General features: G+C 39.7%; 11 protein-coding genes. 4 read left to right on the top strand and 7 right to left on the bottom strand.

The genetic code is table 11. The annotated features are described in order from the left end of the window. Positions 1 to 90: 90 nt before the first annotated feature. The 5 genes from H9L23_RS22300 to H9L23_RS22280 all read right to left on the bottom strand — a co-directional run bounded on the left by H9L23_RS22300 (position 91) and on the right by H9L23_RS22280 (position 7525). Positions 91 to 2676, bottom strand: a complete 2586-nt coding sequence (locus H9L23_RS22300; RefSeq protein ID WP_187592381.1) for a phosphoenolpyruvate carboxylase — start codon at positions 2674 to 2676, stop codon at positions 91 to 93. Between the two features lie 262 nt (positions 2677 to 2938). Continuing rightward, positions 2939 to 4486 carry a DHA2 family efflux MFS transporter permease subunit gene (locus H9L23_RS22295; RefSeq protein WP_025141700.1) on the bottom strand — a complete coding sequence of 516 codons (1548 nt, stop codon included), beginning with the start codon at positions 4484 to 4486 and terminating at the stop codon, positions 2939 to 2941. Between the two features lie 8 nt (positions 4487 to 4494). Further along, a complete protein-coding gene (locus tag H9L23_RS22290) occupies positions 4495 to 5574 on the bottom strand; it encodes an HlyD family secretion protein (protein WP_187592380.1) in 1080 nt (359 codons plus the stop codon). 8 nt (positions 5575 to 5582) lie between these two features. After that, positions 5583 to 6902 (bottom strand): TolC family protein, encoded by a 1320-nt coding sequence (locus H9L23_RS22285; RefSeq protein ID WP_187592379.1) that lies wholly within the window; start codon positions 6900 to 6902, stop codon positions 5583 to 5585. Further along, positions 6899 to 7525: a TetR/AcrR family transcriptional regulator gene (locus H9L23_RS22280; RefSeq protein ID WP_187592378.1), complete on the bottom strand. Its 627-nt coding sequence runs from the start codon at positions 7523 to 7525 to the stop codon at positions 6899 to 6901. The genes H9L23_RS22285 and H9L23_RS22280 overlap by 4 nt, the downstream gene beginning before the upstream one ends. Before the next feature lie 115 nt (positions 7526 to 7640). On the opposite strand from H9L23_RS22280, the gene H9L23_RS26720 reads away from it, so the two are divergent. The 4 genes from H9L23_RS26720 (at position 7641) to H9L23_RS22265 (ending at position 11106) form a co-directional block, all read left to right on the top strand. Beyond that, positions 7641 to 7991, top strand: a complete 351-nt coding sequence (locus H9L23_RS26720) for a cellulase N-terminal Ig-like domain-containing protein (RefSeq protein ID WP_246474761.1) — start codon at positions 7641 to 7643, stop codon at positions 7989 to 7991. Between the two features lie 47 nt (positions 7992 to 8038). Further along, positions 8039 to 10141 (top strand): glycoside hydrolase family 9 protein, encoded by a 2103-nt coding sequence (locus H9L23_RS22275; protein WP_246474760.1) that lies wholly within the window; start codon positions 8039 to 8041, stop codon positions 10139 to 10141. Positions 10142 to 10213: 72 nt separating this feature from the next. Further along, positions 10214 to 10399, top strand: a complete 186-nt coding sequence (locus tag H9L23_RS22270; RefSeq protein ID WP_010599342.1) for a hypothetical protein — start codon at positions 10214 to 10216, stop codon at positions 10397 to 10399. Between the two features lie 137 nt (positions 10400 to 10536). After that, positions 10537 to 11106 (top strand): DUF2911 domain-containing protein, encoded by a 570-nt coding sequence (locus H9L23_RS22265; RefSeq protein ID WP_187592377.1) that lies wholly within the window; start codon positions 10537 to 10539, stop codon positions 11104 to 11106. Positions 11107 to 11161: 55 nt separating this feature from the next. On the opposite strand, the gene H9L23_RS22260 is transcribed toward H9L23_RS22265, so the two are convergent. Both H9L23_RS22260 and H9L23_RS22255 read right to left on the bottom strand, forming a co-directional pair. Then, positions 11162 to 11632, bottom strand: a complete 471-nt coding sequence (locus tag H9L23_RS22260; protein ID WP_187592376.1) for a Cif family virulence factor — start codon at positions 11630 to 11632, stop codon at positions 11162 to 11164. Between the two features lie 156 nt (positions 11633 to 11788). Then, positions 11789 to 13243, bottom strand: coding sequence for a RagB/SusD family nutrient uptake outer membrane protein (locus H9L23_RS22255; protein WP_187592375.1), 1455 nt, complete (start codon positions 13241 to 13243; stop codon positions 11789 to 11791).

The raw sequence follows: 13243 nt of genomic DNA, 5'->3' as shown, positions 1-13243 counted from the left end.
AATAAAAAAGGTCTGTGAGGACACAGACCTTGGATATGGTTTTTTTAACCCTCGCAGGTTTCCGAAACCTGCGAGATTTGGCACAAAGTATTAAGCTAAATTTCTACCCGCATTTACAATACCAAACACCGTTCTTACCGCAAGCTTTTCTAAAGCATGCTGGTCTTTTTCGTTTTGATCATGCTGCAGCTTCTCTAAAGCGAAATGCTGGATCAATACCAGAGGCAAAATAATTTTCTCGCGTGTGGCGATCGATTTTTTATCTACAGGATAATTAGCCATTAAAGTTGGCTGTCCTGAGAGTTTTAAGAGCATCTCTTTGGTTAATTTAAACTCATCATGTAATTGAGTCCAAAAGGCGCCAAACTCTTTGTCGTTGGCTAAATGGGCCGTAATTACAAAGTCCGATTTGCTCATGCTCATCATACAATTATCAACAATGGTTTTCAGGTAATCAGAATCCTGATAAACCTTAACTACTTTATCCCAATTACCTGCCTTTTCCTGAGTGCTCAAGGCAGTTCCCATTCCATAAAAACCGGGAACATTTTGTTTTAGCATACTCCAGGCCGTTACAAAACTAATGGCCCTTAAGTCTTCGAGCTTCATTTCGCCACCGCCGTTTCTTTTTACCGGACGGCTGCTAATATTGGCCTGAGATAAAAGTTTTAAAGGAGATAATTTCTCTAAATAACTTACAAATAATGGGTGCTCACGCAAATCCACAAAAGCTTTATAACTTTCTTCCGCCATTTCATCAAGCAGGGCTTTATTTTCAGGATCTAAAAGAATGTTATGTTTTTCCTTTAATCCTGAGGTTAATCCCGCATTGATCAATTGTTCAATGTTAAATTCAGCACTTTCTACCGAACCGTATTGCGAGCTGATGGTTTGACCCTGAACAGTTAATTGCATGTTTTTATTGGCAATTTCTTTACCCATTGACGCATAGAAACGGTGTGTTTTACCACCACCACGTGCAGGGGGGCCGCCACGGCCATCGAAAAATGCCAGCTGAATATTGTGTTTAGCAGAAATAGCCGACAATGAGGTTTTTCCGTTAAAAATAGACCAGTTGGCCATTAAATAACCACCATCTTTGGTACTGTCAGAATAACCAAGCATAATGTCCTGTTTATTGCCACGGCTCGCCAAGTGCGCCTTATAAAAGGGATTGCTATACAAGGTGTCCATTATAGCCGCAGCGCCTTTTAAGTCGTTAACGGTTTCAAAAAGCGGTACAAAATCAATCGTCAATGATTCTTTGCTCCAACCGTTCCATAGGAAAAGTTCGATCAGTTGTAAAATATCGCTGGCCTGCTGGCAATTGCTGATAATAAAACGGTGACAGGCTTTTTCGCCATTGCGTTTTTGAATGCCCTTTATTTCTTTAATTACCTCAATGGTATCCGCAATTAAAGCATCAGGCTCGCTTGCATAAACAACGGTTGCTTCTTTAAAAGAAATCAGGTTTAGTTTTTCAGCTTCTGATAATTTATCATAATCAGCAGGATATAATGAAGAAATCGGTTTATTTTCGCGGCAGTAAGCATGCACACTTCTCAGCACGCGGCTATCCTGACGGATATCCAAAGAAGCAAAATAGTTACCGTATAGATCTATCTTACGAATCAGGTCGTTAACCAGGTCAACAAATAAACCTTCGTGTTCTGCCAACAGGGTTTCTTTAATTTTATTCAGGTTGTCCCTTAATTCATCAGAAATATCATGAAGCTCGCAGGTTTGATCGAAAGCATTTTGATAAAGCACATCATGCAGTTTTGCAATATTTTCTTCAACTCCCCTGAAGGTAATGCGACGTTTGATTACCCTGAAATCACGGTAGTAACAGCGGAAAAGAATCTGTCGCAGCATTTTAGAAACTTCTAAAGTGGTATCGGCATGGATGTTCGGATTTCCATCCCTATCGCCTCCAGGCCAGAAACCGAGTTCTAAAATTTTCTTGGTTTCGAGGTTGTACTCATCCAGATTCTGGTCTATTTCTTCCTGAATGTTTGCCGCAGCGAAGTAAAAAGTATTTTCGAGGAACCAGGCCAGGTTTAAAGCTTCATCAACAGGTGTTGGCGATTTTTTATTAAAAAATGGTGTTTTACCTAACTGCTGTAAAAGCGAATTCATCGAGGTGATGTCGTTATCCCTGATCGCTTTGGTTAAATCGGTAATAATGGCCAAAACACTGCCCGGGTAAAACTGGGTAGGGTGTGCGGTTAAAACCAAGCGGAGCGAAAGCTCATCAATCAGTTTTTCAATTTTGGCCAGTACAGGTTTGTTATCGGCATTCTTTTTTAAAATAAAGGCCAGTGTACTTTGCTCATCAGTGGTATTTAGCTTGGTAAAAGAAGCATCTTCAACCGCATCAAAAAGCACCACCTGACGCTCGATATATTGGATAAACCTGAATAGAAGGTCAACAATATCTTTACGCTCGGTATAACTGGTGTACTTGGCAAAAAATTCTTCTATAATTTGTGCAGGTTTTTCTCCGTTCGCAATACCTTCTTCACAGCTTTTAAAGAAAAGGGGAAGCAGTGTTCCGGTATCCTTAATTTTGTAAAAAGGCAAGGTGAGAAATAAACTGTTAAACAGTTCAAATTTTGAGATGACCTCATTGTTAAAAATAGATTCACGTTGCGTTGTTAAACGAAGTTTGGGCATAGCTTAGGCAATAGTTTTGTATACCGTAATACTACAAAAAATGCATAAGGTATTAAAATTCTAAGGCTTACAATTTGGAAAATTGTAGAATAAATTTTAATTTTAGAATCTTATTTGGCCACTATGTGGTTAAGTAAGAACATTTGCAATGTTTAAGGGCATTGCATTGATTGTTAATTTTTTGGGTTAAAACAGCCGATGTAATAAAATACACCGGCTGTTTTTGTTTTTTGCCATTATTTATGGCATTTCTTTGCAAATTTTAATGCACATCGGCAGGAATGTTTGCATTTTTCTTAAACTTTTGAAGATATAATAATGGGATCGAGAATAACATGATCAACCCGGCTACCCAATATGCATCGTCGTAAGTAAGCAACATAGTCTGCCTGGTTACAATTCCTTCCATCGCTTTTGCAGCCATAATTTTTGCATCGAACAAAGTTTGTCCTTTTGCCATAAAACCTTTGATTAAAATATTAAAGCGCTCTACAAATGGCTGGTTATAATCATTCACATTCGACAACAAAACACTTCTGTGGAAACCTGAACGGATGTGGATCAAAGTGGTTAAAGCGGCAATACCGAATGAACCGCCCAACTGACGCATCATATTGTTCAAGCCAGAACCCTGACCAATTTCCGGTCCTTTAAGGTCCTGGATAGCCAGTGTAGTTAAAGGCACAAACAATAAGGCCATACCCACACCCCTGATAACCAAAGGCCAGAAGAAATCGCCGGTTCCTGACTGAAGTGTCGAATTGCTCAACATCCAACAGAAAACAAAGAAGGCAAACATTCCGAAAGTGGCCATAATCTGCGCCGGAACTCCTTTTTTGAGCATAATACCAATAAAAGGCATCATTACAATGGTACATAAACCACCCGGGAATAAAATTTCTCCGGTTTGCAGTGGCGAAAACCCTAACAGATTCTGACAGAATACCGGAAACACGAATACAGAACCATATAAACCGAAACCTAAAATAAATGAGGTAAACATACCCACAGAGAAACTCCTGTGCCTCATAATTTTAAAATTCACAATCGGATGATCGGTGGTCATCTCCCGCCAGATAAACAACAGTAAGCCGAATACCGAAGCAACAGCCAATGCAGTGATATATGGTGTAGAGAACCAATCTTCGCTTTCTCCTTTTTCTAACAATGTTTGCAAACTACCTACTGCAATAGCCAATAACGCGATACCCCACCAATCAACAGGTTGACCCTGCCCTTCTTTAGGGGTTGCCCGAACAAAGGTGTACGTACAGTAGGCCGCGAGTATTCCGACGGGAATATTCACATAAAAGATCCACGGCCAGGAACTGATTTCAAGGATATATCCACCAATGGTTGGTCCTACTGTTGGTCCAACTACCGCACCCAAACCAAATAAGGCTGTTGCAATACCCACATCTTCACGTGGCCAGGTTTCGATAAGGATAGCTTGCGCTGTTGAAATTAAACCACCACCGGCCAATCCCTGAATAATCCTGAATAAAATAAGCTCATTTAATGAAGTGGCGTTCCCGCACAAAAAGGAAACGAGTGTAAAAACGATGATGGAGGTAAGAAAATAATTTTTCCTGCCAAACCGGTTACCCAGCCAGCCGGACATTGGCAATACGATAACGTTTGCTACCGCATAGCCGGTGGAAAGCCAGGCCACATCCTCCAGGGTGGCGCCCAGGTTTCCCTGTATCTGTGGAATTGCCACGTTTACGATAGTCGTATCAATCAGCTCCAACAAAGAAGCTGTGATTACCGTAAATGTAATAATCCACTTTTTTAAACCTACTTCGGCCATTTTTAATATTATTTAGTAGATACTGAAGCTTTAACGCTCATTCCTGGACGTAATTTAGCCAACAGTTCTTTTGATGGATGGATTTTGATTTTTACCGGAATACGTTGAACAACTTTAACGAAGTTACCGGTAGCATTATCAGGAGGCAATAAAGATCCTTTTGCTCCGGTAATTGGAGAGAAATTATACACTTCACCTTCAATTTTTTCGTCTGGATAAGCATCAACTTCGATTTCTACTTTAGAGCCCTCTCTGATTTTCTCTAACTGGGTTTCTTTAAAGTTCGCCGTTACATAAATACTTTCGTCGTTTACGATAGAGAATAAAGACTGACCTGCCTGAACCAATTGTCCTTTTTGAACATTCTTTTTAGAAACAATACCAGTAGCTGGTGCTTTGATATCAGTATAAGATAACTGAAGTTTAGCAAAATCGATATCACTTTGGCGTTGGCTGATTACATTACTGCTTACTGCCAGTTGCGATTGCGTGGTACCAACCTGTTTAACCGCAGCATTGTATTGATCTTGTGCTGCCTGGTATGCTGCCAGAGCAGATTGTCTTGCTGCTTCTGCAGATTCTTTATTAGCCTTTGCCTGATCGAAAGCTTGTTGTGTTATCGATCCATCTTTTACCAGGTTTTCGTAACGGTTATAATCTTTCTGTGCTAAATTTACTTTAACGTTTGCAGCTGCAACATTTGATTTTGCTGCATCAACGTTTGCTTTTGCAGTACCAGTATTGGCTTGGGTAGCCGCAATTTGCGATTCTGCCACACCAACACCTGCGCTTGCACCTTTCTGGCCAGATTGCGCTTGTTCTAATTTCACTTTGTAATCGTTATCATCAAGCTTCACCAGGATCTGACCTTCGGTTACATGTGTATTTTCTTCAAAATTAATATCCTTAACATAACCACCAACACGGGCAACAACAGGACTGATATCGCCATCAATCTGAGCATCATCCGTATCTACGTGTTTGCTATAATAACTCCATTCGGTAATCCCGAAGATTATACCGATTACTAGTAAAACACCTAAAATGATGGGTACTACTATGTTCTTTTTTTTCTTTTCAGTTGTCATTGCTGTATTTATTGCGTTATTTTTCCTGTTGATTTTAATAGTGTATAGTAAGCCAAACCTGCATCTGCCTTCGCTATCTCTAAGTTTATTTTTGCCTGATATAATAAAGTTTCTGCATCGATGCGGTCGGTAACCGAAGCCACATTGTTTTTGTATTTTGATGCCAATAACTTATCGTTCTCTGTTGCCTGTGCAATTGAAGTTTCCAAAACCTGGATTTTGCTCATCGCAACCTGGTAACTTTGAAAATTTTTGTTGATGTCGGTTTTTACCTGATCGGATAAAATATCTTTCTGAATGGTAATTTCGCTCTGTTCAATTTTAGCCTGGCTTACTTTGTTTTTATTGGTCCAAAGGTTTCCGAAATTCCATGAAACCGTTGCGCCTATTGTAACCGGCATTAAATACTGGTTTGTTGGCGGAATAAAGTTACCGCTTGGGTTAATGTAATAAAGGTTAGCACCAACGCCAACGGTAGGTAAAGTATTTGCCTTAACAGTTTTGACATTAAAATCGGCCACTTTGTTCTGAATATCAAGCTGTTTCAGCTCCTGGCGGTTAGCGAAAGCCTGACCGATATATTCGTTTAACGAACCTGGTGTTTTTAAGCCAAGCGTTGGATCAACAATTTTAACTTCTGTATCTTCAGGTAAACCCAAAAGGATGTCTAAGTTATAGTTGATTACTTTGCGGTTGCTTTCAATATCCATCTGCGTTAACGTAACATTTGCCTGTTGCAATTGGAAACGCAGTACATCGTTTTTGGTTACAATACCCTGTTCGAAGAAACGTTGTGCCTGTTTAATCTGAGCGGCGATTGATTCTAAATTCTGATCAACCACTTTTCTGCTCTGTAAAACCTTGTATAAAGAATAATAAGTGTTGATTACCGCATAAGTAATTTCTTCTTTGCTTTTATCTGCATCTAAACGTGCAACCTCGGCCAATAATTTGGTCGATTCTTTAGCATACTTTAATTTACCGCCACCGTATACCAGTTCTTGTACTGCTGCTGTACCTACAAATGCATCTGCTCTTTTTGGTAACTGTAAAGTTGATCCTCCCCCAGGCAGTGAAAAAGTGCTGGTTGGAATTTCAGCGTGGTTGTACATAAAACTCGCATTTCCGGTTGGTAAGGCATTGTCTTTTACAACCTCAAGCTTTGCAACAGCCTGGTCAATTTTGTTTTGAGAAAGTTTTAAGTTTTTACTATTGGCTATGCCAAGTTCTATTGCCTGGTTAATATTTAATTCCTTGCTGCTTTGTGCAAACAAAGCTGCCGGAATTAATGACGCCGCAAGCATTAATCTAATCGATTTGGGTATCATCTTTTTGTTGTTAAATAAACTGTTGTTAGATCTTGTAAGTGAGCTATCGCCCGCTCTTTAATAATTTTTTTGTCTTTCGGGTTGTTCAGGTCGAAATTAGAGCACGATATTACTTTGTGGGGCGCAATAACTATATTGGTAATGGTGCCCATAATGGTTGCAATTACCATCCGCACATCTACTTTATTAAAGGTGCCGTCTTCTATCCCGTCGGTAATAATGCGATCAATAAGTTGCATGTTATGACTCATGGCATCTTTAATCTTATCGTACATTTCGGGTCTCTGGGTTAAAGACAGTTCGCGGTGCATCATTTTATGAAATGCAGTGTTATTCATAATCCTATTTACATAGCCTTCTATAACCTTGTGCAATTTTTCCAATGCCGAAATCTTATCTTCATTGATGATTTTTAACTGAGATGCGAACCCTGCGATACGCTCGTTCATGATCTCTACAAAAACGCCTTCCTTCGAACCGAAATAATAATTTATCATCGCCATGTTCGCTCCAGATTCTTTGGCAATCTGGCGGGTAGAAGTTCCCTCATACCCCGTTTCGCAAAACAGCTTTTCAGCTGCGTCGAGAATGGCCTGTTTTTTATCTACTTTTTCTGTTTTCATTTCTTTTTGACAGCACAAAATTAATCAAACGATTGATTAATTTCCAAATGTTTTACTACTTCTTTTACATTATCTTGATAAAACCCTAATTTTAATTAGCTAATCATCCTTTGAAATGAAAAATAAGTACTTTTTAACAATCGCTTTGCTCAGTATTTCGTGTTTTCTGATTTCATTTACCAGTGATAAAAGAAAGCATGAACAGACCTGGATCAGGATCAATCTGCTGGGCTACCCTACCAAAGGTATCAAAGTAGCAGTATGGGCAAGTAAAACAGATGAAACACCTGCGCGCTTTGAGATTGTAGAAAAAGAAACGGGTAAAGTCGTTTATACCTCAAGCCGCATTAAGCCATTTGGCAGTTACGGTCCTTTTAAGCAAACCGCCCGGTTGAACTTCAGCGATTTTAACAAGCAGGGGAATTTTTACATCAGGGCAAATGGCATTACATCCCCCTGCTGTTAATTAATGACGAAGTATATAAAGGTGCGGCCGATTTTTGCCTGCAATATATGCGGCAGCAAAGAAGTGGTTTTAATCCGTACTTAAAAGATAGCTGCCACACGCATGATGGCTTTGTATTGTATGGTGCAAAAGCAGGTATTAAAGACAGTACACATTTTGATGCTTCAGGTGGATGGCATGATGCGAGCGATTACCTGCAATATTCGACCACTACCGCCAATGCCACCTATCATTTACTGATGGCCTACCGTGATTTTCCGCAGGTTTTTGGCGATAAACAACAGGCAAATGGTTTGGCCGGAAAAAATGGCAGGGCCGATATTCTGGATGAAGCAAAATGGGGTTTAGATTGGCTGCTTAAAATGCATCCAAAGAAAAAAATCATGTTTAACCAATTGGCCGATGACCGTGACCACATTAGCATGCGGATACCAAAAGAAGACAGCCAGTATGGCAAAGGATTTGAACGACCGCTTTATTTTATTACGGGTGAACCACAGCAACGTGGCAAATTTATGAACAATACCACCGGAACCAGTTCTACCGCAGCTAAATTTACGAGTGCTTTTAACCTGGGGTCGGTTTTGTTTAAACCCGTTGATCCTAATTACGCTCAATTGCTTGTTAAAAAGGCTAAAACGGCTTACCAGTTTGCTCTACAAAAACCAGGGGTAACGCAAACCGCTTCTGTAAAATCGCCATACATTTATGCAGAAGACAATTGGGTAGATGATATGGAACTGGCCGAAGCTTCATTCAATTTCGGACGTAAAAAAGTTGAACAGAAGAAAATAGACCGGGCTTTACAATATGCCAAACAGGAAAGCATTACCCCCTGGCTACAAAGAGATACGGCAGCACATTATCAATATTATCCATTTATTAACCTGGGCCATTATGAAGTGGCCAGGCAAGAAAAGGGAACAACTGCCATTAACTATTATAAAAAAGGAATTGAGGAGGTGTGGAACAGGGCAAAGAATAATGCCTTTTACCGCGGAATTCCTTTTATTTGGTGCAGCAATAATTTAACCGTTGCTTTTGCCATGCAGTGCAACTGGTACGGTACCTTAAGCGGCGATAAAACCTATACAGAACTGGAGCAGGCAAATTTCGATTGGCTTTTCGGCTGTAATCCATGGGGTACCAGCATGGTTTATGGATTACCCGAATGGGGCGATACACCAACAGATCCACATTCGGCTTTTACCCACTTAAAAAATTACCCCATTAATGGAGGTTTGGTTGATGGCCCGGTTTACACCAATATTTACAAAGGTTTGATCGGCATTAAGCTAAACGAAGCAGATGAATATGCTGATTTTCAGAGCGAGCTGGCTGTTTATCATGATGATTATGGCGATTACAGTACCAATGAACCAACCATGGATGGAACGGCATCGCTCATTTATTTACTGGCGGCGAAAGAGGCGCAAGCTAAAACCCCAACCAACCATAGCACTTTTTACCTGGGCGCCAATATCCGCAGAGATTCTACCCAAAAGAAAATCTACCTGGTTTTTACGGGTGATGAATTTGGAGATGGCGGCGAAAAAATAAGCCAGGTGTTAGACGATGAAGGGGTTAAAGCATCTTTTTTTCTTACCGGAAGATTTTACAGGAACCCGAGCTTTAATGGATTGATCAAAAAACTTAAAAGTGAGGGACATTACCTCGGCCCTCACTCAGATCAGCATTTATTATACTGCGACTGGACTAAACGCGATAGTTTATTGCTCACCAAAGCGCAGTTCGAAAAAGACCTTAACAATAACTACGGTGCAATGGCAGGTTTTGGAATCAATAAGGCAGACGCGAAATATTTCCTTCCTCCCTACGAGTGGTATAATGAAACCATTGCCAATTGGACCAAAGAACAAGGTTTGGAACTGGTCAATTTTACGCCGGGCACAAGATCAAACGCAGATTATACCTACCCGGAAATGGGCAAAAGCTATAGATCTAGCGATGAAATTTTTAAATCGATAACCTTCTTTAACGAAAGCCGTAAAAATGGTTTAAATGGTTTTATCCTGTTGTTGCACATCGGAACAGATGCGAGGAGAACCGATAAATTTTACAACCGCTTGGCAGAATTGATTAGCTATTTAAAAAACGGGGGTTACAAATTGGACAGAATTGATAATTAATTGGATAATTGGGGAGATTGACAAATTAAAATTTAAAATAAATATTAACTTTGCCTCCAAATAACAAAAAACATGAGTGTACAAGAAAACAGCAACAATAATTTCAACTGGTTATATTATGCTTTAGGTTTATTCTTCGGAGTTTTAACTGGAGCAATTATTACGCAAAACTATATTTTCGCTTTATTAGGTGGTGTTTTAGGTTTGTTAACTGCAGGCTTATTTTTAAACGCCATTGTAAAAGGAAGAAAATACTAGTTTCTTTTAGCCTTTTTGCATTTGCGTCCTTAAAAGGACTATAAAATTTAATTTCAAGGCAATTGAGAACATTGTGCTTTTACCAATATTGTAAAATCATAATTGCATCATCGCTACAGAAAACAAACTATACCTAAATGAAAAATATCTTCATTGTTGTTTTCGCTCTTATATGCTTTAGCGCAAAGGCTCAACAGGCCAGTACCGCTGAGGTAAAATTCCCTGCTGCAGACCCAAGTCCTGCAGATATTGTTTATTTCCCGCTTAATGCCCCAAAGGTTAAAGCCGGCGATCCGACCAAACCGGTTATCAAGATCGTTTATTCACGTCCACAGAAAAAAGGTCGCGATATTTTTGGGGTTTTAGAACAATATGGAGCGGTTTGGCGGTTTGGGGCCAACGAAAGTACAGAAATTCATTTCTTTAAAAAGGTGAACATTGGCGGCAAAAAAATTAAAGCAGGTACTTACAGCTTATTTGCCATCCCGAACAAAGATACCTGGACCATTATTGTAAATAGCGAAACCGATAAATGGGGTGCTTTTATGTATAATCAATCAAAAGATATTGTGCGCGTAAATGTTCCGGTTAAAACATTGGCTAAACCGATAGAATATTTCTCGTTAACCTTTACACCGGCTACGGAAGGTGCGAACCTGATTATAGGCTGGGACAGAACGCAGGTAGAATTACCGATCAGTTTTTAAGAATAGAAATAAAGAAAAAACAAAGAATCCCGGCCATAAACCGGGATTCTTTTGTTTAACGTGAATTTGAAACCAGCTTTCTGGCTTCACTTTCGCTGGAAATAAATACTTTATACACCTGGCTGATTTTCCACTCGCCATCTTTATTTTTTTCGATGATGACAAAGTTTTGCTGTGCACCATCAAATAGTTCGTAATTAATATCTATCCGGGCAATTACCAGGGCGTCGCTTTCTGAAACGATGGTAGAACTGATATTGCAATCGCGCTGCACTACACCCTCATTTTTTTTCATCTCACTCAATACCTCACTTGCTTTATGTTTAATTACCCTTACATCTCTATTTGAGGTAAAAACAGCATCCTCGCTTAAAACAGCTTTCAGCTTTTTGTAATCAGAATTCATATAGCTGTCCATATAATAATTGATTACTGATTTATGGCTTGCGGTTGGCTTTTCGGTAGCCAAAACATAATTGGTGATTGTAGTACCTAGTAATAAAATCACTAAAGCTTTTAGTTTCATAACTATTGGTGTTTTTTTATTAAAGTTCGGTTAGATTATAGCAAAATAATATGCCGATAACACCTTAATGATGAGGTAACTAAAATGTGATGCAAAACAAAAAAGCCCCGCTCAAAATAAATTGAGGGGGGCTGGATTTATTAATTTTTCATGGTATTAATAGCCTGGGTTTTGTTGTGGTTTTAACACCGGATTTGCATCTAATTCCGATTGAGGAATTGGCGAAACCAATCTGTTATCACCAGATGGGAAGTTTACAATTTTCCAGTGTATGGTAGAACCTGTTCTGTTAACGCCTTTTTTGGTACGCAACAAATCAAAAAATTTATGCCCTTCGCCATATAATTCTTTGTTACGCTCTAATAGGATTTCTTCTATCAGTGCATCGCCGGTGTTTGATGAAACAGCGGTTGCCACTCCTGCCCTTTGCTGTACAGCTAAAAGCGCTTGTTTAGCTGCAGGCTCATTGCTAAGCCTTGCTTCTGCCTCCGCTTCGATCAGATACATCTCTGCAGAACGCATTAGCACCTGGTTGTTAGCTGTGGTAGTGGTAAAATCGAACTTATTAATTAAATAGCCCTCACCTCTTCTTCTGTAAGCACCGGTGCTAGGATCGGCTGTTGTGCTGCTTTTTACCAAAAATTGCTTTTTACGCTCATCGTTTGCAGCAAAAGAGTTAAAAAAGTCGTCGGTAACCCTAAAACTAGAATATCCTGAATCATAAGGATCATAAAAAGACGATACCGCCAGGAAACCCTGGTTATCATCTGTACGAACATTGATGCCATAAATCCATTCGGTGGTAGCCGTATTAAAACCAGTTAACAGTGCCGCAGCAGTACTCAATGGTTTTCCTGTACGTGCCAGTTTTGCGTAACGGCTTGCCTCTGCCCAGTTACCCATGTTTAAATATACCCTGGCCAATGTGCCTTGAATGGCGGCTTTAGTCATCCTGTAAACACTTGTTCTACCAGCAGGCAGGTTTGTTTCTGCGTATTTTAAATCATCTATAATAAAAGCATAAACATCTTTTACTTTATCCCTGCCTGGTGTAGGATCGTTAGGGCCAAGCGGATCCCTCACAATAGGTACACCTAATGCTTCGGGATTAACGGTATATGGTTGTGCAAACCAACGGATCAGCCAAAAATAAGTATATGCCCTTAAAGCCCTGGCTTCGGCTAGGAATTCGGTTTTCTGTGCATCAGTTATAGGTGCAGTAGGGATATTAGCAACAAACTGATTCGCGTTAGAAATCACCTTTCCACTGTATTCCCACCAGGCACCAACATCACCATTGCTAGAGGTTTCGATAAACTGATATTGCGCTACAAAACGGTTATAATTGGCGGCACCACTTACAATCATTACATCATTACCTTTTACATCGGCACTTAAAATCATATTGTTGGTGTAGCCGGAGAATGTTGTTAAATCGTAAATACCCGTCATAGCCGCCTGAATTTTAGCCAGCGATGAAAATGCTTCTTTCGAATTGATTTGTTGGGTAGGGCTTACCTCAAGAAATTCCTTTTTACAAGCGGTTAAGTTTACCAATAACAGTAATGTACCGATGTAAATGGTGGTTTTATATATTTTTATATTTTTCAT

The organism is Pedobacter roseus, assembly GCF_014395225.1.
In the GTDB taxonomy this organism is placed as follows: Bacteria; Bacteroidota; Bacteroidia; order Sphingobacteriales; family Sphingobacteriaceae; genus Pedobacter; species Pedobacter roseus.
This window is presented reverse-complemented; position numbering and strand designations above follow the sequence as displayed.